At 62.3% G+C, this 21,364-nt stretch carries 12 protein-coding genes and 1 pseudogene; 6 read left to right on the forward strand and 7 right to left on the reverse strand.

The genetic code is table 11. From position 1 onward, the window contains the following. Positions 1-310 precede the first annotated feature (310 nt). Together ppk1 and hemB are read right to left on the reverse strand one after the other, a co-directional pair. On the reverse strand, positions 311-2,545 hold the full coding sequence (ppk1, locus tag ACNFIC_RS13210; RefSeq protein WP_416781162.1) for a polyphosphate kinase 1: 2,235 nt from the start codon (positions 2,543-2,545) through the stop codon (positions 311-313). Between the two features lie 20 nt (positions 2,546-2,565). Beyond that, a complete protein-coding gene (hemB, locus tag ACNFIC_RS13215) occupies positions 2,566-3,576 on the reverse strand; it encodes a porphobilinogen synthase (RefSeq protein ID WP_138221505.1) in 1,011 nt (336 codons plus the stop codon). Between the two features lie 208 nt (positions 3,577-3,784). Between hemB and ACNFIC_RS13220 the strand changes: the two genes are divergently transcribed. Next, the gene (locus ACNFIC_RS13220; RefSeq protein WP_138221504.1) at positions 3,785-4,429 is read left to right on the forward strand and encodes a DedA family protein; all 645 of its coding nucleotides are present in this window, start codon (positions 3,785-3,787) and stop codon (positions 4,427-4,429) included. A gap of 501 nt (positions 4,430-4,930) precedes the next feature. Here ACNFIC_RS13220 and ACNFIC_RS13225 read toward each other — a convergent pair. Then, positions 4,931-5,557, reverse strand: a pseudogene (locus ACNFIC_RS13225) (sterol desaturase family protein); the annotation flags it as partial. A gap of 113 nt (positions 5,558-5,670) precedes the next feature. Between ACNFIC_RS13225 and elbB the strand changes: the two are divergent. Beyond that, positions 5,671-6,336: an isoprenoid biosynthesis glyoxalase ElbB gene (gene elbB, locus ACNFIC_RS13230; protein WP_416781163.1), complete on the forward strand. Its 666-nt coding sequence runs from the start codon at positions 5,671-5,673 to the stop codon at positions 6,334-6,336. Positions 6,337-6,404: 68 nt separating this feature from the next. On the opposite strand, the gene ACNFIC_RS13235 is transcribed toward elbB, so the two are convergent. Next, entirely contained in the window at positions 6,405-6,857 is a 453-nt protein-coding gene (locus tag ACNFIC_RS13235; protein WP_138221502.1) for a YaiI/YqxD family protein, read from the reverse strand. An 88-nt stretch (positions 6,858-6,945) separates the two neighbouring features. Further along, entirely contained in the window at positions 6,946-8,856 is a 1,911-nt protein-coding gene (locus ACNFIC_RS13240) for an FTR1 family protein (RefSeq protein ID WP_416781164.1), read from the reverse strand. Between the two features lie 299 nt (positions 8,857-9,155). On the opposite strand from ACNFIC_RS13240, the gene ACNFIC_RS13245 reads away from it, so the two are divergent. Genes ACNFIC_RS13245 through ACNFIC_RS13260 form a run of 4 tightly spaced genes read left to right on the forward strand, consistent with a single transcriptional unit; the run spans position 9,156 to position 12,297 of the window. Then, a complete protein-coding gene (locus ACNFIC_RS13245; RefSeq protein ID WP_416781165.1) occupies positions 9,156-10,553 on the forward strand; it encodes a COG3014 family protein in 1,398 nt (465 codons plus the stop codon). 16 nt (positions 10,554-10,569) lie between these two features. Further along, a complete protein-coding gene (locus ACNFIC_RS13250) occupies positions 10,570-10,941 on the forward strand; it encodes a YcfL family protein (RefSeq protein ID WP_138221499.1) in 372 nt (123 codons plus the stop codon). A gap of 21 nt (positions 10,942-10,962) precedes the next feature. Further along, positions 10,963-11,550: a penicillin-binding protein activator LpoB gene (lpoB, locus tag ACNFIC_RS13255; RefSeq protein ID WP_138221498.1), complete on the forward strand. Its 588-nt coding sequence runs from the start codon at positions 10,963-10,965 to the stop codon at positions 11,548-11,550. Between the two features lie 3 nt (positions 11,551-11,553). Next, entirely contained in the window at positions 11,554-12,297 is a 744-nt protein-coding gene (locus tag ACNFIC_RS13260; RefSeq protein WP_416781166.1) for a penicillin-binding protein activator LpoB, read from the forward strand. A gap of 193 nt (positions 12,298-12,490) precedes the next feature. On the opposite strand, the gene ACNFIC_RS13265 is transcribed toward ACNFIC_RS13260, so the two are convergent. Continuing rightward, the gene (locus ACNFIC_RS13265; protein WP_138221540.1) at positions 12,491-12,832 is read right to left on the reverse strand and encodes a tryptophan synthase subunit beta; all 342 of its coding nucleotides are present in this window, start codon (positions 12,830-12,832) and stop codon (positions 12,491-12,493) included. A 158-nt stretch (positions 12,833-12,990) separates the two neighbouring features. Continuing rightward, positions 12,991-21,364, reverse strand: an 8,374-nt coding sequence (locus ACNFIC_RS13270; RefSeq protein WP_416781167.1) for an immunoglobulin-like domain-containing protein, incomplete at its 5' end; no start/stop codon positions are given.

Below are 21,364 nucleotides of genomic sequence, written 5' to 3' on the forward strand. Positions count from 1 at the left end.
TGCAGCCCTTTCGCGGCACAAGGCCGCTCCTACAAGGATCGCGGTTCCCTGTAGGAGATCACCCAGCCCTTTGGGCTGCGCTGTCGCGCAGAGAACTGATTTCGCAAGCGCTCCGCGTACCCTGTGGGAGCGGCGGTTCGGCGCCCCGACTTGCCCGCGAAGCAGGCGACTCGGTATATGGCACCGGCTTCGCCGGTGTTCGCGGGTAAACCCGCTCCCACAGGTCCTCGCTAAATCAACAAGTTATGTATAGTTCTATGAGAGCGCCCTTGTGCCGCGAAAGGGCCGCAAAGCGGCCCCAGCCTCACCCCTACCGAACGTTCAACACCGGATTGCTCAGGCGCTCGAGCAATGTCGACTGGGCACTGCGGGGGTTCTGGTTACCCGTCGGCGTACTGCGCACATAGCGCCCGTCCGGTTGCAGCGTCCAGGCCTGGGTGTTGTCAGTCAGGTAGCCTTCAAGCTCCTTTTTCACCCGCAGCAAGAGCTTCTTGCCTTCCACCGGGAAGCAGGTCTCGACGCGCTTGTCGAGGTTGCGTTCCATCCAGTCGGCGCTGGACAGGTAGATCTGCTCCTCACCACCGTTGAGGAAGTAGAACACCCGGGTATGTTCGAGGAAGCGGCCAATGATCGAACGTACATGGATGTTGTGCGACACCCCGGCAATGCCTGGACGCAGGCAGCACATGCCACGCACCACCAAGTCGATGCGCACGCCCGATTGGCTGGCCTTGTACAGCGCCTTGATCACCTTCGCGTCGGTCAACGAGTTGAATTTGGCGATGATGTGCGCAGGCTTGCCCTCCAGGGCGAACTGGGTCTCCCGGGCAATCATGTCGAGCATGCCTTTCTTCAAGGTGAACGGCGCATGCAGCAGCTTCTTCATGCGCAAGGTCTTGCCCATGCCGATCAACTGGCTGAACAGCTTGCCGACGTCTTCGGTCAGGGCGTCGTCGGAGGTCAGCAGGCTGTAGTCGGTGTACAGACGGGCGTTGCCGGCGTGGTAGTTGCCAGTACCCAAGTGGGCGTAACGCACGATCTCACCCTGTTCGCGACGCAGGATCAGCATCATCTTGGCGTGGGTCTTGAAGCCCACCACACCGTAGATCACCACGGCGCCCGCCGCTTGCAGGCGGCTGGCCATCTGCAGGTTGGACTCTTCATCGAAACGCGCGCGCAGCTCGATCACCGCGGTGACCTCCTTGCCGTTGCGCGCCGCATCCACCAACGCGTCGACGATCTCGGAGTTGGCACCGGAACGGTACAAGGTCTGGCGTACGGCAAGCACGTGCGGGTCCTTGGCGGCCTGGCGCAACAGGTCGATCACCGGGGTGAAGGACTCGAAAGGGTGCATCAGCAGAATGTCCTGCTTGCCGATCACGCTGAAGATGTTGTCGGCGTTCTGCAACAGCTTGGGGATCGCTGGGGTGAACGGCGTGTACTGCAACTCCGGGTGGCTATCGAGCCCGGTGATGCTGAACAGACGGGTCAGGTTGACCGGGCCATTGACCTGATACAGCTCGCTCTCGCTCAGGCTGAACTGCTTGAGCAGGTAGTCCGACAGGTGTTTCGGGCAAGTGTCGGCCACTTCAAGACGCACCGCGTCACCGTAGCGGCGCGAGAACAGCTCACCGCGCAAGGCCCGGGCCAGGTCATCGACCTCCTCGGAATCCAGCGCCAGGTCGGCGTTACGGGTCAGGCGGAACTGGTAGCACCCCTTCACCTTCATGCCCTGGAACAGGTCATCGGCGTGGGCGTGGATCATCGAGGAGAGGAACACATAGTTGTCGCCAGGCCCACCGACCTCTTCCGGCACACGGATCACCCGCGGCAGCAGGCGCGGCGCCGGGATGATCGCCAGGCCCGAGTCGCGCCCGAAGGCGTCTACACCTTCGAGCTCCACGATGAAGTTGAGACTCTTGTTCACCAGCAGCGGGAACGGATGGGTCGGGTCGAGGCCGATCGGGGTGATGATCGGTGCAATCTCGTCGCGGAAATAGCGGCGCACCCAGGTCTTGAGCTTGGTCGTCCAGTAACGCCGGCGAATGAAGCGGATCTGGTGCTTCTCCAGCTCCGGTAGCAGGACGTCATTGAGGATCGCGTACTGACGCTCCACCTCGATATGCACCAGTTCACTGATGCGCGCCAGCGCCTGGTGCGGCTGCAAGCCGTCGGCGCCGGCCTGTTCGCGGGCGAAGTTGATCTGTTTCTTCAACCCCGCCACGCGGATCTCGAAGAACTCGTCCAGGTTGCTGGAGAAGATCAGCAGGAACTTCAAGCGCTCGAGCAGCGGATAGGATTCATCCAGCGCCTGCTCCAGCACGCGGATGTTGAACTGCAACTGCGAAAGCTCGCGATGAATGTACAGGCTGCTGTCGTCCAAGCCCGGCACGACGATCGCCGGGGCTGGGGCCGGCGCAGGGGCTGGCGTCTCGACCACGGGCTCGGCGGACGCGGCTGGCAGGTCCGGCGGGGTCTGCACCATCTCTTCGGGCACGGCCTGGGCATCCTTGATCGCGACAGGGGTTAGCACTTCGTTATTCATCTGACGTTCCTGTGAGGGCGTTACTGCCCTCTCATCAATTGAGCGGCACGCACGGCGAAATAGGTCAGGATGCCATCGGCGCCTGCCCGTTTGAATGCGGTGAGGGATTCGAGGATCACGGCCTCGCTGAGCCAGCCGTTCTGGATCGCCGCCATGTGCATGGCGTACTCGCCACTGACCTGATAGGCGAAGGTCGGCACCTTGAACTCGGCCTTGACCCGGTGAACGATGTCCAGATACGGCATACCCGGCTTGACCATGACCATGTCGGCGCCTTCGGCGAGGTCGGTGGCCACTTCATGCAGGGCCTCGTCGCTGTTGGCCGGGTCCATCTGATAAGAGGCCTTGTTGGCCTTGCCCAGGTTCAGCGCCGAACCTACCGCGTCGCGGAACGGGCCGTAGTAGGCGCTGGCGTACTTGGCCGAATAAGCCATGATGCGCACGTTGACGTAGCCGGCTTCTTCGAGGGCCTGGCGGATCGCGCCAAGGCGACCGTCCATCATGTCCGAGGGAGCCACCACCTGGGCGCCGGCCTCAGCGTGGGACAGTGCCTGACGTACCAGGGCCTCGACGGTGATGTCGTTCTGAACGTAGCCCTCTTCATCGAGGATGCCGTCCTGGCCGTGGGTGGTGAACGGGTCAAGTGCCACATCGGTGATCACCCCCAGTTCCGGGAAGCGTGCACGCAGGGCACGTGTAGCGCGCTGGGCGATGCCGTCCGGGTTCCAGGCTTCAGCGCCGTCGAGGGATTTCTTCTCGGTCGGCGTGACCGGGAACAGCGCCAGCGCCGGAATCCCCAGCGCCACCCAACCTTGCGCGGCTTCCAGCAGCAGGTCGATCGACAGGCGTTCGACACCCGGCATGGAAGGCACGGCCTCACGGCGGTTTTCGCCATCGAGCACGAACACCGGATAAATCAGGTCGTCGACGGTCAGGGTATTCTCGCGAACCAGGCGACGGGAGAATTCATCCCGGCGATTGCGACGCAGGCGGGTGGCAGGAAACAGACGGTTAGCGGGGGTAAAGCTCACGGCAGACTCCTGAGCCCGCGCGGGCGGGCAGCGCGACAGTTATAAGCGGCCATTATGACGCCTGTGTTACACCCTGAGGCAACCCTGCGACTTGTGGCCGCAGCCATTGTCCGCGCAGGAAATGTTCACGTCGAGACACATTTGGACACTTTCGCGAACGCCCGCGAAGGCGTAGGCTGCGCGTTCATTTCGCCAGCATGCCTGCAAAATGCTCCAACAATTCCTGAACGATTTTGGCTACTTTGCCCTTTTTCTCGGCACGTTCTTCGAAGGCGAGACCATTCTCGTGCTCGCGGGCTTTCTCGCGTTCCGCGAATACATGGACATCAAGCTGGTGGTCCTGGTGGCCTTCTGTGGCAGCTATGCCGGTGATCAGCTGTGGTACTTCATGGGGCGGCGCCACGGGCGCAAGATCCTGGCGCGCAAACCGCGCTGGCAAGCCATGGGCGACCGGGCGCTGGAGCATATCCGTCGCCACCCGGACATCTGGGTGCTGAGTTTTCGCTTCGTCTACGGCCTGCGCACGGTGATGCCGGTGGCCATCGGCCTGTCGGGCTACCCACCGCGCCGCTACCTGCTGCTCAACGGCATCGGCGCGGCGGTCTGGGCGTTGGCATTGGGCCTTGCAGCCTACCACTTCGGGGCAATCCTCGAAGGCATGCTGGGCAGCATCAAGAAGTACGAACTATGGGTGCTTGGCGGCTTGCTGCTGCTGGGCCTCGGGCTGTGGCTGCGGCGGCGCTTTCGCAATATCCGCGCCCTGCGTCGCGCGGCGGCAGAAGGCCAGGCCAACGAGGCTGAGCAGGCTGTATCCGAGCAGCACGAGCCAGACCAGGGGCGTCACCACCACTAGTCCCGTGGCGCCGGCCAAGTACAGCGCCGGTCCCCCCGACAACAGCCGCGCCAGCTCCAGGCGCGGTGCCCAAGGCCGGTCCTCGAGGGCCGCGCCGAGCACGAACAAGCCGAACACCATCACGCCCCAACCCAGCACCAGCGCCATACCCGACACGCGCCCGGCTGCCGCCATCAGGTAACTGCCCATCCCCACGTACACCGCGAACTGCGCCGTGACGTACAACTGCTGCGCGCGCCCCAGGGGAATGCAGAACTTGCGAAAACGCGTCAGGTCCTGCTTCACCTGTGGATCACCTGCCGCCACGTCTGCCGGGCGCCAGCCGGTGGGCATGAACCAGATTCGCAACTTATCCTGCCAGCGCGCCGTACGCCGCGCATCGCGGTACAGCTGGGCATAAAACTGCAAATTGGCCCACAGCGGATTCCAACTCGCCAGGGGCGTGGTTACGCCGAAGATCACGGGCTCGCGCTCGTCTTCTTCCTGAAAGGTGCCGAACAGTCGGTCCCAGAAGATGAACACCCCGCCGTAGTTGCGATCCAAGTACACAGGATTCTGCGCATGGTGAACACGGTGGTTGGACGGCGTGATCAACACCCACTCAAGCCAGCCGAGCTTGGGCACATGGCGGGTATGTACCCAGAACTGGTACAGCAGGTTCAGCGACGCCACGGTGACAAACACCAGAGGTGGCACGCCCAGCAGTGCCAGCGGCAGGTAGAAGATCCACGAGAAGATGAATCCGCTACTGGTCTGGCGCAGGGCGGTGGTGAGGTTGTACTCCTCACTTTGGTGATGCACCGAATGCGCCGCCCACAGGACGTTGCGCTCGTGCCCGAGACGGTGCAGCCAGTAGTAACAGAAGTCATACAGCACGAAGGCCAGTACCCACACCCAGGCTGCATTCGCCGGCAGGTCAAGCAGCGCCAGGTGCTCCCAGGCCACAGCATAGGTGGCCAATCCTACGCCCTTGGTCAGCAGCCCAGTGCTGGTGGAAAGTACGCCAGTGCTCAGGTTGTTGATCGAGTCAGCCAGCCGATAGTTGCGCTGGCCACGCAAGCGATCGGCAGCCAGCTCGACAGCAATCAGCACGAAGAACAACGGCACGGCCAGCAGAACCAGGTCCATGGGCGAAGGTCTCTGAAGTTATCCACAGAGCCTAGGCCGCCGATGCAGGAAACCCTATGGCGACATCTGCCAAACTAGAGGACATTTAGTGCCTCGATTCTGGAGTAATGAGCATGACGAAAAAAGTTGCGGTGATCCTGTCCGGCTGCGGTGTCTACGACGGTGCCGAAATCCACGAAAGCGTGATCACCCTGCTGCGCCTCGACCAGCGTGGCGCGCAAGTGCAGTGTTTCGCACCAAACATCGCGCAGATGCACGTGATAAACCACCTGACCGGCGAAGAGATGCGCGAGTCGCGCAACGTACTGGTGGAGTCGGCGCGCATAGCCCGGGGTGAGGTGAAGGACATCCGCGAGGCCAAGGTCGAGGACTTCGACGCGCTGATCGTGCCCGGCGGTTTTGGCGCGGCCAAGAACCTGTCCAACTTCGCGGTCGAAGGCGACAAGTGCAGTGTGCAACCCGATGTGCTGGCCTTGGCGCAAGCCTTCGCCGACGCCCGCAAGCCGGTGGGCCTGATCTGCATCGCCCCGGCGCTGGCAGCGAAGATCTACGGGCCAGGCGTGGTCTGTACCATCGGCAGCGATGCCGACACGGCGGCGGCCGTGGTGAAGATGGGCGGCACCCATGAAGAATGCGATGTGCACGACATCGTCGAGGATACCCAGCGCAAGCTGGTGACCACGCCGGCGTACATGGAGGCCAAGTCCATCAGCGAGGCGGCAGGTGGTATCTACAAGCTGGTGGATCGTGTGTTGGAACTGACCCACGAGAACGATTGAGAACATTCCTTACAGTGAGCGGCGCATCTGCCTTGCAAGCGCGCCGCATACCGTGTGGGAGCAGGCGGTCAGGCTTTCGACAAACGCGTGAGGATGCGGTCCAGGGCATTGGCGAAGGCCTGCTTCTCGCGCTCACCATACGGCGCCTGCCCGCCACCGACCTGCCCCTGCTCGCGCAGTTCGGTGAACAGGTTACGCACCGCCAGCCGCTCGCCCATGTTGCGCTCGTCAAACTCGCGGCCACGCGGATCCAGCGCGGCCACGCCCTTCTTGATCAGCCGATCGGCCAATGGCACATCGCTGCAAATCACCAGTTCGCCGGGCACGGCGTTGTCCACCAGGTAATCGTCGGCGGCGTCCATACCGCTGGGCACCACGATCAATCGCACGCAGGCGAACGCCGGTTTGATCTGCGGCTGGCCGGCCACCATCACGACCTCCAGCTTGCGCTTGAGGGCAAACTTGACGATCAGGTCCTTGGCCGCCTTGGGGCAGGCGTCGGCATCGATCCATACACGCATTGAGGCTGTTCCGATTTTCAGTTCACGAACCGCTAGTGTCTGACCTGGCCGCTTCGCGGGCAAGCCCACGAACGCAGCCACACCGCTCTCAGTTGGTCACCGCCCGCCGCCGCTCAGCCAACCAGCTCCGCCCGTACAGGCACAGGATCGCCAGCAGCGCCAAGGCCTGGGCACTGAGCGAGTAGGCGTCGGCGTGGATGCCCAGCCAATCGAACTCGAAGAACGCGACCGGCCGCGTCCCCAGCACGCCAGCCTCCTGCAAGGCTTTGACGCCATGCCCGGCGAACACCACCGACAGCGTGCACAGCAACGCGGCGTTGATGCTGAAGAACAGCGCCAGCGGCAGCTTCGCCGATCCGCGCAAGATCACCCACGCCAGCCCCACCAGCAGCACCAACGCCGTGGTGCCACCGGCCAGCACCGCCTGGTGTCCGGCAGGCCCAGCCTGTAGCCACAGGGTTTCATAGAACAGGATCACCTCGAACAGCTCGCGGTACACCGAGAAGAACGCCAGCAAGGCGAAGCCGAAACGCCCGCCGCCGCTGACCAGGCTGCTCTTGATGTAGTCCTGCCAGGCCGCCGCGTGGCGCCGGTCGTGCATCCACACCCCCAGCCACAGGACCATAACCGCCGCGAACAGTGCCGTGCAGCCTTCGAGCAACTCGCGCTGGGCGCCGCCCACGTCGATCACGTATGCGGCCACAGCCCAGGTGGCGAAACCTGCGAGCAACGCCAAGCTCCAGCCGATGTTGACGCTACGCACCGCAGACTGCTGCCCGGTGTTACGCAGGAAGGCCAGGATCGCCGCCAGCACTAGAATCGCCTCCAGGCCTTCGCGTAGCAGGATCAACAGGCCGGAGAGGTAGCTCAACGACCAGCTCAGACCGTCGCTGCCAAGCAGCTTGGCAGCCTGGTCGAGCTTGGCCTTGGCGTCGGCCAGGCGCTGCTCGGCCTGGGCCAGCGGCAAGCCGTCCTGCAACGTCTGGCGGTAGGCCATCAGGGATTTTTCGGTGTCCTTGCGCGTGCCGGCGTCGATGTTGTCCAACGAGCTTTCCACCAGCTCGAAACCTTCCAGGTACGCCGCCACCGACAGGTCGTAGGCCTGGTCATGCTCACCTGCGCGGTAGGCCGCCAGGCTCTTGTCCAAGGTATTGGCGGTGTATTCGAGCAACTGCGCCGGGCCACGCTTGACCTGCGGCGGCTGCGCGCGCTGGGCGCGGAAGGTGGCCACGGCTGCCGCATCCGCATTGGCCGCGATTTCGGCCGGGGTCTGACGTGCCAGATCGGCGATGTTCCAGGCCTGATCAGCGTTGCCCGCCTGCGGATCAGCGCTGAAACTGGCGATATAGGCCGCTACATCCCAGCGCTGGCGCTCGTCGAGCTGATCGGCGAACGATGGCATTTCGGTGCCATCGATACCCAACCCAAGGGCGTTGTACAGATCGAACAGGCTCAGTTGATCCATGCGCTCACGGTCGCGCAGATTGGACGGTGCAGGTTCCAGCCCAACCCCGGCCGGGCCGTCGCCCAACCCCGTGTCGCCATGACAGATCGAGCAGTTCTGTGCATACAGCGCCGCGCCACGGGCCGGGTCGGGGGTAATCACCGGTGCCTGGCTCAGTTCGTAGGCCACCGCCAGGCGTGCGCTCAACTGACGGGCCTGACGGGCCACGGCAGCACCGTCCTGGTACTGCTGCATGGCGTGACGCAGACGCTGCACCTGCTGCTCAAGTGCGGCCTGCTCGGCATGGGCCGGTAGGCCCTGGAGCAGTTCGCTCAGCTCACCGGTACGGTTCAGTTGCTCGCGGTACTGGCGCGTGTCCACCACCTTGCCGTCATGCACCGTCAGCGGGTAGTCGGCAGCCAGGTAATCCAACAGGTGCAAGGCCTTGCCGGCCTCGACAGGGGCTTGGGCCTGCACCGCAATGCTGCACAACGCCAGCAGCGGGGCAAGGATCACGGCAGGCAACCAGGCAAGCGCACGGGAAGGGGATTTCATGGCCACTCTCGAAGAGAAATGCGAAAGAAAACATTGTTCACTTCCACTCATGACCACTCAAGGCTCACCGGTCGATTTCATGAAAAATTTTGCGACAAATTTGTCTCCAGCGCTTAACCCAGATCCATGCCGCGCCGTGACGCAATGCGCCATCTTCATGCCATCACTTTAGGTATACTGCGCGCGGCCGAAATAGCCAGTTGCAATCAAAACGCCTCCATCCAGAGGCTCTGGTAATAACCAGAGGGACCGCCGCCCCGCCCCGTGGCCTCCACCGATTCAGGGAATGATGAAGTCCGATGGTATCCCGTGCCCTAACCCTGGCGACCTTGTTCGCCGCTGTGCAGCTCGCTGGTTGCTCGGTGTTCCGCAGCTACGACAGCGAACTGCAAGAGACCAATCAGCAACTGGCCGCTGGTAACGTCGATGCCGCCCTGGCGCTGCTCGAAAGCCATAACAAGGGCGAGCAGAAAGACCTGCTCTACTACTTCGAAAAAGGCGAACTGCTGCGTTCGAAAGGTGATCTGCAGGGCAGTCAGGCCGCCTGGCGTTCCGCCGACAGCGTAGTGCTGCAATGGGAAGATACGGTCAAGCTGGATACCGCCAAGTACCTCAGCCAGTTCGGCAGCTACCTGGTCAACGACAAGGTCCGCCGCTACGAAGGCTATGACTACGAAAAAGTCATGCTGACCACGCAGATGGCCCTGAATCTGCTGGCGCAGAACGACTTCGACGGTGCCCGCACCGAGATCAAGAAGACCCACGAGCGCGAGGCGGTGATCGCCGAGTTGCGTGACAAGGAATACCTCAAGCGCGAGCAGGATGCCGAGCAACAAGGCATCAAGACCGAGTACAAGGACCTTCAGGGTTACCCGGTCGCCAGTCTCGATGCCCCGGAGGTGGTCAGCCTGAAGAACAGCTACCAGAGCGCCTTCAGCCACTATCTTTCCGGCTTCGTCTATGAGGCGCTGGGCGAGAAAGGCCTGGCTGCACCGGGCTACCGCAAGGCGGCCGAATTACGCCCGAACACCGCGCTGCTCGACCAGGCTTTGCTGGACCTGGACAAGAACGCCGCCAAGCCTGGCGAAAGCGACGTGCTGGTGGTGGTGCAGAGCGGCCTTGCCCCAGCCCGCGATTCGATTCGCATTCCCTTGCCGTTGCCGTTGCCGATCGACAACCAGTTGGTGATCGTCCCGCTTTCGTTCCCGATCATCCGCGAAGATACCTCCACCGCTGCGCTGGGTGAAATCCGCCTGGACGACAAGGTCCTGGCCCTGACTTCGCTCAACAGCACCAGCGCCATGTCGCGCCGTGCCCTGCGCGACGACATGCCGGGCATCATCCTGCGCACCAGCGTGCGCGGCATCAGCCGTGGCGTGGCGCAACACAACCTGAACAAGGCCAACCCAATGGCCGGTCTGGTGGTCGGCTTGGCCTCGGCCGTGGTCGAAGGCGCCGACACCCGTACCTGGCGTACCCTGCCCGACCAGACCCAGGTCGCTCGCCTGCGCCTGGCGCCGGGTGAGCATCAATTGAGCCTGCCCTCGAACCTGGGCGGCACCCCGGTCAAGGTGAAGATCGACCGGCCCTATCAGGTCGTGAGCCTACGGGTCATCGGCAACCGCGTGTTCGCCGGCGGCCCGGCCGTCGAGGTTGCACCGCAGGCCCCGGCCCAAGCCATCGCCACACTCAAGTAACCTTCAAGGATCGAACATGCGCAAAACATGCCTCGCCCTGGTCGCCGCCGCTTTCTTGGCAGGCTGCGCCACTGCACCTCCACCTGCCCCGGGCAGTGCCGCCAGCAAGGTGGTGACCATGGGCCAACTGGATGACATCGAGATCGGCCAGATGCGTGTGGCCCGCGAGAACGGTTTCCTGACCGTCAACGTGGCGCTGACCAACACCAGCCGCAGTAACCAGACCCTGTTCTACCGCTTCGCCTGGCTGGGCGACGACGGCTTCCCGGTGGCCGACGCAGAGAGCTGGAAAGCCCTGCCGCTGTACGGCAAGCAGGCCCAGTTCCTGCCCGCCATCGCGCCGACACCCGCCGCCCGCGACTTCCGCCTCGAAGTCCACACCCGGTAATCCCTTTCAGGAGCACACCCCATGTTTGCACGCCTTTCCCTCGCTGCCGTCGCCATCGCCCTGGTCAGCGGTTGCAGCACCCCGTCGCCGGTCCTCGGCGGCAAGAACATCAGCTACGGCGATAGCAAGGCCGTGGAACTGGTCACCAACGAGTTCGGCTCCACCGACTTGCAGATGATCGCCGAAAGCATGACCCGCTCCCTGGCCCAGTCCGGCGTACTGCACGGCCGCCCGGTGGTTCAGGTATACGATGTGAAGAACAAGACCAGCGAGTATATCGATACCCGCGAGATCACCACGTCCATCAAGACCCAGTTGATGAAGTCTGGCACTGCCCGCTTCGCCAGCGACAATACCGACATGCAGAGCCAGGTCGATCAGCTCAAGTTGCAGAATCAGAGCGGCCTGTACAAGAAAAGCAGCGTGGCCAAGACCGGCAACATGATCGCCGCCCAGTACCGCCTGGAAGGCTCGATCAGCTCCATCGTCAAGCGCAGCAGTGACTACAAGGACGTGTTCTACAAGTTCAGCCTGCAACTGATCGACGTCGAGAGCGGCCTGGCCGAGTGGATGGACGAGAAAGAAATCCGCAAGACCACGGAGCGCTGACCGATGCGTGCATGGATGGCGATGATTGGCCTGGCCTGCGCCTTCGGCGCCCAGGCAGCACCGAAGGTGGCGGTGACGGACCTGGCCTATGAAGCGCAGGTGCAGGAGTACATCCACACCGTCAACGCTCAGAGCAGTGCCCAGGCGAGCATGTACCACGCCAGTGGCCAATCGAGCTACAGCGAGTACGAGAGCCTAAACAGCTACATCGAGCAGACCGAGCTGCGCAAGTTCGGTGGTGACATCAAGGGAGAGATTCTCAAGACCGGCCTGTTCCAGCTGGTACAGGGCCGCCCCTACACCGCCGACGCGAAGGAAGATGTCTACGACGTGATCCGCCGGATCAAGGGCGGCGCTTTTCCAGGTGCCGACTACGTGCTGTTCGGCACCTTGTCGGACATCGACTTCCAGCAGGACACCAACGCCCTGGACCATACCGACAGCTATTCGGCGGTGCTGGGCCTGAGCGTGGTCGCTGACTTCAGCCTGATCAACACGCGCACCTACGAGATCACCTCGGCTTTCACCGCCACGGGTGAAGGCCAGGACACCAAGTTGGTGAATGGTCGCGACCGCCGCGTGACGTTGAACCGTCCCCGGGTGGTGCGTGAGGTGTCGAAAGCGCTGGGTGAGGATGTGGCCCAGCAACTGGCCGAACAGCTGGGTGGCCCGGTATCGGGTAAACCAGGCCGAGCGCGTAGCCAGAACTACCTGCCGCCGGACGAGCCGGCACGGGTGCTGAACTGAGCGTCTGATGCTATACAGTTGCTCTCACGGGACTGCGCATCACTTGATGATGTGTAAAGGTCCTGTGAGAGATTACCCAGCCCTTTGGGCTGCGCTGCCGCGCAGAAAACTGATTTCGTAAGCGCGCCGGTACCCTGTGGGAGCGTGCCATATGCTCGACCACGGTTCTGTGGACGAACTTGGCGGTTACCTATCAAATCAACCCGCTGCTCTCTTCTTCTTCGATCAAATTGGTCAGGCTGCCCAACGCACGACGCGCCGACGAGCGGCTGAGTAATTTGGCCTGAGCGCCAGCCGGCAGATCGGTGATGCTGATCACACCTTTGGTGGTCAGTACCTCGATCAAGTCTTCGAGCACCCGGATCATGTCCAGGTCGCTTTGCTTCAACTGCCTGAGGCTGTTTTCGACCAGGTTGTCGGCAAACCACTCCTGAATATCCACATGATCAGCCGGCAATGTCTCGGTAAACCCGGGATACTCGGCAGCCTCTACACGCAGCAACTCGCCGTCGGCGTCCCGTTGCACGTAGTACATGGCGTGGTCCCTCGTCACGATGTTTCCTTCTTGGTAGTCAGCAGCATAGGCGAAGTTCCCGGGCATGCGTCCCGGCGCCCGAGTATGCGCGCGATGCAAAGATGGTGAAAGCCCGAGCTCCGTAGACGGCCAGCTCAGGCCGTCTACGGAGAGGGGGATCAGCTGTTGGAGTTGTCGATCTTGATGGTCGGGTCGGCGCCGCTGATCAAGGAATTGATCGTGGTTGTGGACCAGTTCACACCTTCGAGCTTGATGGTCACATCGGCGTTGGCCAGGCCACCGACGGCGTTGAGCTTGCCTTCGGTACTGACCTGCAGGGTCGATTCGCCATTGACGGTGGTGATCTTCAGGAAGTTGTCGATGGTGGTGCCCTTCTCGCCCTGCAGCAGGTCGCTGAGGTCGAGGCGGTCGCCTTCCTTGACATTGAAGTCCTTGATCACATCGTTGCCCACGTCACCGGCTTTCCAGACGAAGGTGTCGGCACCGCTGCCACCGGTCATGATGTCGTTGCCCTTGCCGCCGATCAGGGTGTCGTTGCCGGCACCGCCGAACAGCAGGTCGTTGCCTTCGCCACCGAGCAGTGTGTCGTTGCCCGAGCCACCCAGCAGGATGTCGTTGCCCTTGCCACCATCGATGTAGTCGTTGCCGCCCTGACCGAAGATGATGTCGTCGCCGGCACCGCCGAGTAGCGTGTCAGCACCGTCATTGGTGCGCGACACGTCGAACTCGGTGTAATGCTCGGTGATGTACTGGTGCATCATCTTGGCACTGACATCGCCCAGCTCGACACCCAGCTTGCCGGCGACATACGCCTGGATCGCTTCGACGCCGGTACCGGCGATGTTGTCGAAGGTCATCAGGTCACCGAAGATGATGTCGTTGCCATCACCGCCGTTGACGGTGTCGTTGCCCGGCAGGAGCGCCTCGGTGTGGCCAAGGATGGCATCGGCCAGCTTGGTCGGGTCGATGTTGGTCTGCGGCACACCGTCGGAGTCGTAGGGCTTCAGGTCGCTGGCCTTGACGTCGCTGTTCAGCCCGATGGCCTCGACCGTCGAGAGACCCGACAGCAGCTTGAAGCTGTCCTGCGAGTTGGTGGTGGTGGCGCTGTCGGTGCTATTACCAGTACCGGCGCGCGTCGATATTTCGTATGTACCGTCGCCTTGGGCATGGATCGTGCCCCAGCCGAAGTTACTCCAGTTGCCCGATGAATTCTTGTACTCCACATACAGGTTGCCGTTGGCATCGATGGTCGCACGCGTGTTGGCATCCACTGTGCCACGGGTCACGACATCGCCGATCTTGTAATTGATCGACGACAGGTAACCGTCCAGGGTCGAGCCACTGTAGCCAAGTTTCGGGTTGGTCGACTCATTGGTCTGGTAGTACGTCGGCTGCCCGTCGGTGATGAAGAAGGTCTGGTTGCTGGCAGTACTACCAGCGTCCTTCAGCGCCTGGAACCAGTTCGCGGTGGTTTTGAAGGCATCTTCGTAGTTGGTGCCGCCATCGGAACTCAATGTACCCAACGCCGCCAACAGCTTTTGCAGCCCCGCGTCGTTGAGCGTCACCGAAACGGTGCTCTTGACTTGGGTCGCGAAGTCCACCAGCAGGATGTTCACCGAACCGGACTGAGCGCCCTTGACGCTGGCGGCCAAGGTCTTGAACACCGACTCCAGGGACTTCTTCGCCGCATCCACGCCGCTCGAACCCATACTGCCCGAGGTATCAACGATGAACGCGATGTTGTAGTTCTGCCCAGGGACCACATGCAGGCCATTGACGTCAGCGACGATGATGTCGTTGCCATCGGTGCCGGTGATGCTGTCGTTGTCCGAGGTCAGGTTGCTTGTGGTGTAGGTTTGCGGATAGACCGTGACCTTGATGGTGCCCTCGTTGAGCGCCGTGCTGCCGCCCACGCTCTCGGTGGAGGTCGAGCTGACCTTCACATCGAACGAGCCGGAGTAGTAGGCCGGCGGCTTGATGGTCAGGCTGCCCAGGTTCCAACCGGTGACATCCACCGCGCTTGAACCGACGGTGAAGGTGTGGCCGGCGTTGTCGGCCACCACCGAGCCTGTCGGGATACCAGACAGCTTGACGCTCAGGGTTTCGGAGCCATCGGTGTCGGTCAGCGCGGTGCTGATGCTCACCAACTTGACCGGGGCACCGTTCTCGCCGCCTTCGTTCATCTTGTAGCCGTCGTAGTAACCGGTGCCGTTGCTGCCGTGCAGGTCGGACACCGTCACGCCGGCGTTGGCCAGGGCGGTAACGTTCGGGTACAGCGGGATGTTGGCGCTGGAAAGGTCGGTAACCGCCCCACTGCCGATCTTGATGTTGACGTCCAGACTGCCTGGGCCGGCCTGGTTGGCGTTGTAGATTTCCAGGGTGTAGTAACCGCTGGTGGTCGGCGTGAAGCTGCCGGAGAACACCCCGGAGTTACCGGCCCAGGTGGCGCCGGCCACGTTCTTGCCACCGACCACGACCTGCACGCTGTCGTCACCGACGCCGCTGAAGGTGTAGGTCTTGCCGGCTTCCAGGTAGATCAGGCCGGAGGTTTTCGAGCCCGAACCTGGTGTCACGGTGGCCGAGGTATCGGCGGTGGTAACCTGCTCGGACTTGCCAGCGCTGCCGGAATTGGCGAACACGTTCTTCAACGCATCGCCCGTGATGCCGTTGCCGTTGGTGCCCAGGCCAGTGAGGCTGGTCCAGGTTTCCTTGGTCAGGCCCAGCGAGTTGACGTTGTTGTTGCCGATCGACAAGGTCGGCTGGTCGGCCACTGGATTGATATCGACCTTCAGCGTGGCCTCGCTGCCCGTATCCTTGCCATCGGTTGGCTTGTACTTGACCTGTGCGTAGTCGGCTTGCTTGTTGCCGACACCGGTACCGCCGTAGCCATCCGCGCCGGACTGGTTGGCCAGCGGCACGAACTTCAGCTTGCCAGCGGCGATATCGGCCTGGCTGACGGTCTGGCCCACCTTCACATCGACCCAGCTGGTGCCGTTGTACAGTTTGAGCGTGCCAGCGCCCGGCAGTTGGGTGATGGTCACGCCCAGGCTGCTGGTCGGCGAGTCGACGTCGCTGACCTTGAAGTCGCTCCAGTTCAATACCAGGTCGGTGTCCTCCGTACCTGTCACGGCACCGCCGGTGCTGACCGGTGCGTCGTTGACTGCCACTACGTTGACCGTGGTGGTCGCGGTGTTGGAGGTGTTGACGCCGTCGGTCACCGTCACCGTGATGATCCGTGGCGTGGTGCTCGGGTCTTCGCTGGTGTTGATGAAGGTGATGTTCTTGATCGCCTGGATGTAGTCGGCCAGCGAGGCCGTGCCACTGAGGGTCAAGACCACTTTGCCGTCCGTGCTGTTGGCATTGATGGAAATGCCGTTGACGCTGTTACCCAGGTTGAGCGCATCGCCTGGCTGACGGTTGGTCAAGGTCACCGTGGCGCCGGTCAGGTTGGTGCTGTCGAAGTCGGTGATCGAGACATCGATATCGCCAATCGACACACCGCTGCCCGGCTGATTCTCGGTGAAGGTGGTCTGGTAGTCGGCACCGGTCTTGCCGCTCGAATCGTTGGCGTCCAGGTCCAGCACAGGTGCTGGCTCGAAGATCTGCGTGGTGACGCTACCGGCACCCGTGCTGATCGCCAGGTTCTCGAAGCTGCCGCCGGCGGCCGAGTCGATCTTGACCGTGAACTGCTCAGTCCCTTCGGTGACGTTGTCCTTGATGGTCGGGATGGTGAACGTCGTCGACGAGGTGTTGGCCTTGATCACGACAGTGGCCACACCGGTGTAGTCCGAACCGTTGGTGGCAGTCCCGGAGTACACCAGCTTGACCGTCACATCGGTCTTGGCCGGATTGGTCAGGCTCAGCGTGTAGGTGGCGTTGTTACCCTCGGCCACCGCCGAGGTGCCGCTGATCGACAGGGTAGTGGTGTCGATGGTGTCGGCGATGGTGGCCGTTGCGGTCGCGCCGGTCACGCTGGTGGCTTCGAAGTTGCCGCCATTGATCGAGGTGACGATAGCAGTCAGGGTGCTGGCGTCGGTGTAGACGTCCTCGCCGTTCGGGTTCGGTACCGCCAGGGTACCCTTGCCGGTGGCGTCGATGTTCACCGTGTAGTTGGTGCCACCGACGTTCACGCTCAAGGTGGCCGGGCTGCCGGTTTGCGGCGGGTTGCTCAGCTGGAAGTTGAAGGTGACGGTGGCATCGCCTTCCTTCGCGTTCACGGCGGTGACCGTGACACTGGTGGTATCGATGGTGTCGGCGATGGTCGCGGTGGCGGTGGCACCGGTCAGGCTGACGTTCTCGAAGTTACCGCCGTTCACGGCGGTCACCGTGGCCTTGAGGGTACTGGCGTCGTTGTAGGCGTCTTCACCGTTCGGGTTCGGCACCGTCAGGGTGCCCTTGCCGCTAGCGTCGACCTTGACCGAGTAGTTGGTGCCACCGACGTTGACGGTCAGGGTGCTGGTGGTGCCCGTCTGCGGCGGGTTGCTCAACTGGAAGTTGAAGGTGACGGTCGCGTCACCCTCCTTGGCGTTGACAGCAGTGACCGCCACGGTCGTGGTGTCGATCGTGTCGGCGACGGTTGCGGTCGCCGTGGCGCCGGTCAGGCTGACGTTCTCGAAGTTGCCACCGTTGACCGCAGTGACCTTGGCCGTGACCGAGGAGGCGTCGAGATAGACGTCTTCAGTGTTGGTGTTGGCCACCACCAAGGTGCCCTTGCCGGTGGCATCGATATTGACGGTCCTGCTAACACCACCGACATCGACGGTCAGCGTGGTGGTGCTGCCGTTTTGCGGCGGATTGCTCAGCTGGAAGTTGAAGGTGATGCTGGCATCGCCTTCTTTGGCCGGGTTGGCCGTGACCGCCACGGTGGTGGTGTCGAGGGTGTCGGCGATGGTTGCAGTTGCCGTTGCACCGGTCAGGCTGACGTTCTCGAAGTTACCGCCGTTGACCTTGGTCACGCTGGCGGTGAGGGTGCTGGCGTCGTTGTAAACGTCCTCACCGTTCGGGTTCGGCACGCTCAGGGTGCCCTTGCCAGTGGCATCGACGTTCACGGTGTAGTTAGTGCCGGCCACATTCACGGTCAGCGTCGTGGGGCTGCCAGACTGTGGTGGGTTGCTCAGCTGGAAGTTGAAGGTGACGGTCGCGTCGCCCTCCTTCGCATTGACCGCAGTGACGGCCACGGTGGTGGTGTCGAGGGTGTCGGCGATGGTTGCGGTCGCGGTCGCGCCGGTCAGGCTGACAGCCTCGAAGTTGCCACCATTCACAGCCGTGACGGTTGCCTTGAGGGTGCTGGCATCGTTGTAAACGTCCTCGCCGTTCGGGTTCGGCACGTTCAGCGTGCCTTTGCCGGTGGCATCGACATTGACGGTGTACTGGTTGCCGCCCACATCGACGGTCAGGGTGGTCGGACTGCCGGTTTGCGGCGGATTGCTCAGCTGGAAGTTGAAGGTGACGGTCGGATCGCCTTCCTTCGCATTCACGGCGGTGACCGCGACACTGGTGGTGTCGATGGTGTCGGCGACCGTAACAGTGGCCGAGGCGCCGCTCAGGCTGACGTTCTCGAAGTTGCCGCCGTTGACGGCGGTGACCTTGGCGGTGACGCTGCTGGCGTCCAGGTACACGTCTTCGCCATTGGTGTTGGCCACCACCAGGGTGCCCTTGCCCGAGGCGTCGATATTGACAGTCCTGCTGACGCCACCGACATCGACGGTCAGGGTAGTGGTGCTGCCGTTTTGCGGCGGGTTGCTCAGCTGGAAGTGGAAGCTGAGGGTGGCGTCGCCTTCTTTCGCAGCGTCCGCGGTAACCGCCACGGTGGTGGTGTCGAGGGTGTCCTTGATCTCGGCGGTGCCGGTGGCCGTGGTCAGGTCGACGGCCTCGTAGTTGCCGCCGTCCACCTTGGTCACGCTGGCAGTCAGCGTGGAGCTGTCCTTGTACACGTCTTCAACGTTGGTGTTCGGCACCTGCAGCGTGCCTTTGCCGCTGGCGTCGACATTCACGCTGTAGTTGGTGCCGGCCACGTTGACGGTCAACGTGGTGGCGCTGCCGGTTTGCGGCGGGTTACTCATCTGGAAGTGGAAGGTGACATTGGCGTCGCCCTCCTTGGCAGGGTCGGCCGTGACCGCAATGGTGGTGGTGTCGACGGTGTCGGCCACGGTCGCGGTCGCCGTAGCGCCGCTGAGGCTGACGTTCTCGAAGTTGCCACCTTCGACCTTGGTGACGGTCGCGGTGACCGTGCTTTGGTCCTTGTACACGTCTTCTACGTTGGTGTTCGGTACGTTCAGGGTACCTTTGCCAGTCGCATCGACGGTCACTTGGTAGTCAACCGCGCCCACCTTGACGGTCAGCGTGGTGGGGCTGCCGGTTTGCGGCGGATTGCTCAGTTGGAAGTTGAAGGTGACGTTGGCGTCGCCTTCCTTCGCGGGGTTGGCAGTGACCGAAACAGTGGTGGTATCGATGGTGTCGGCCACCGTTGCGGTCGCCGAAGCGCCACTCAGGCTGACGTTCTCGAAGTTGCCACCGCTGATCGCTGTGACCTTGGCCGTCACGGTGCTGGCGTCCAGGTAGACGTCATCGCCGTTGGTATTGGCCACAACCAGGGTGCCCTTGCCGGTAGCATCGAGGTTGACGGTCCTGCTGACGCCACCCACGTCCACGGTCAGCGTGGTCGCGCTGCCATTCTGTGGCGGGTTGCTTAGTTGGAAGTGGAAGGTGATAGCCGCATCGCCCTCCTTGGCCGGATCAGCAGTCACCGCGATGGTGGTGGTGTCGAGGGTATCGGCGATGGTCGCGGTCGCCGTGGCGCCGGTCAGGCTGACATTTTCGAAGTTGCCACCATTGACTGCGGTGACCTTGGCGGTAACCGAGCTGGCGTCCAGGTAGACGTCTTCGCCGTTGGTGTTGGCCACCACCAGGGTGCCTTTACCAGTCGAATCAATATTGACGGTTTTGCTCACGCCATCGACATCGACGGTCAGCGTGGTGGTGCTGCCGGTTTGTGGCGGGTTGCTCAGTTGGAAGTGGAAGGTGATGTTCGCATCGCCTTCTTTCGCGGCATCAGCAGTGACCGCAACGGTCGTGGTGTCGAGGGTGTCGGCCACGGTCGCGGTCGCCGAAGCGCCGGTCAGGCTGACATTCTCGAAGTTGCCACCTTCGACCTTGGTGACGGTCGCGGTAACAGTGCTCTCGTCTTTGTAGACGTCATCGATGTTGGTGTTTGGCACTTGCAGCGTGCCTTTACCGGAAGCATCGACGTTGACCTGGTAATCGGTGCCGCCGACGTTCACGGTCAGGGTGGTTGCACTGCCAGTCTGTGGCGGATTGCTCAGCTGGAAGTTGAAGGTGACGTTCGCATCACCTTCCTTCGCCGGATCTGCGGTGACAGTAACGGTGGTGGTATCGATAGTGTCTTCGATGTTGGCCGTGACACTGGATTTGCTCAGATCCACGGCTTCGAAGTTGCCGCCGTCTACTTTAGTGACGGTCGCGGTCAGGGTCGAACCGTCTTTGTAGACGTCATCGGTGTTGGTGTTCGGGACTTGCAGCGTGCCTTTACCGCTGGCATCGACGTTGACCTGGTACTCAGTGCCGCCAACGTTCACGGTCAGGGTGGTTGCACTGCCAGTCTGCGGTGGGTTGCTCAGCTGGAAGTTGAAGGTGACGTTTGCGTCGCCTTCTTTCGCTGGGTCTGCTGTGACGGTGACGGTGGTCGTGTCGAGAGTGTCGGCCACGGTCGCGGTCGCCGAAGCGCCATTCAGGCTGACGTTCTCGAAGTTGCCGCCTTCGACTTTGGTAACGGTCGCAGTGACAGTGCTTTCGTCTTTATAAACGTCTTCGACGTTGGTGTTCGGCACTTGCAACGTGCCTTTACCGCTGGCATCGACGTTGACCTGATATTCGGTGCCGCCGACGTTCACGGTGAGCGTAGTAGCGCTGCCAGTCTGCGGCGGATTGCTCAGCTGGAAGTTGAAGGTGACGTTTGCGTCGCCTTCTTTCGCTGGATCTGCCGTCACGGTGACGGTAGTGGTGTCGAGAGTGTCGGCCACAGTCGCGGTCGCCGAAGCGCCGTTCAGGCTAACGTTCTCGAAGTTGCCGCCCTCGACCTTGGTAACGGTCGCGGTAACGGTGCTCTCGTCTTTGTAGACGTCATCGACGTTAGTGTTCGGCACTTGCAGCGTGCCTTTACCACTGGCGTCGACATTGACCTGATATTCAGTACCACCGACGTTCACGGTGAGCGTCGTGGCGCTGCCGGTCTGCGGCGGATTGCTCAGTTGGAAGTTGAAAGTGAGGTTCGCGTCGCCTTCTTTCGCCGGGTCTGCTGTCACAGTGACGGTGGTGGTGTCGAGGGTGTCTTCGATGTTGGCCGTGACACTGGATTTGCTCAGGTCCACAGCTTCGAAGTTGCCGCCGTCCACCTTGGTGACAGTCGCGGTCAGGGTCGACGGGTCTTTGTAGACATCATCGGTGTTGGTGTTCGGGACTTGCAGAGTGCCTTTACCGCTGGCGTCGACGTTGACCTGGTACTCAGTGCCGCCG

It is taken from the genome of Pseudomonas sp. NY15463, from assembly GCF_048068415.1.
Lineage (GTDB): Bacteria > Pseudomonadota > Gammaproteobacteria > Pseudomonadales > Pseudomonadaceae > Aquipseudomonas > Aquipseudomonas mosselii_C.

Bases quoted from the DNA above. Each gene is read 5' to 3' on its own strand.
- ppk1 (WP_416781162.1), bottom strand. From the start codon at position 2,545: ATGAATAACGAAGTGCTAACCCCTGTCGCGATCAAGGATGCCCAGGCC.
- ACNFIC_RS13220 (WP_138221504.1), top strand. From the start codon at position 3,785: ATGCTCCAACAATTCCTGAACGATTTTGGCTACTTTGCCCTTTTTCTC.
- elbB (WP_416781163.1), top strand. From the start codon at position 5,671: ATGACGAAAAAAGTTGCGGTGATCCTGTCCGGCTGCGGTGTCTACGAC.
- ACNFIC_RS13235 (WP_138221502.1), bottom strand. From the start codon at position 6,857: ATGCGTGTATGGATCGATGCCGACGCCTGCCCCAAGGCGGCCAAGGAC.
- ACNFIC_RS13240 (WP_416781164.1), bottom strand. From the start codon at position 8,856: ATGAAATCCCCTTCCCGTGCGCTTGCCTGGTTGCCTGCCGTGATCCTT.
- ACNFIC_RS13245 (WP_416781165.1), top strand. From the start codon at position 9,156: ATGGTATCCCGTGCCCTAACCCTGGCGACCTTGTTCGCCGCTGTGCAG.
- ACNFIC_RS13250 (WP_138221499.1), top strand. From the start codon at position 10,570: ATGCGCAAAACATGCCTCGCCCTGGTCGCCGCCGCTTTCTTGGCAGGC.
- lpoB (WP_138221498.1), top strand. From the start codon at position 10,963: ATGTTTGCACGCCTTTCCCTCGCTGCCGTCGCCATCGCCCTGGTCAGC.
- ACNFIC_RS13260 (WP_416781166.1), top strand. From the start codon at position 11,554: ATGCGTGCATGGATGGCGATGATTGGCCTGGCCTGCGCCTTCGGCGCC.
- ACNFIC_RS13265 (WP_138221540.1), bottom strand. From the start codon at position 12,832: ATGTACTACGTGCAACGGGACGCCGACGGCGAGTTGCTGCGTGTAGAG.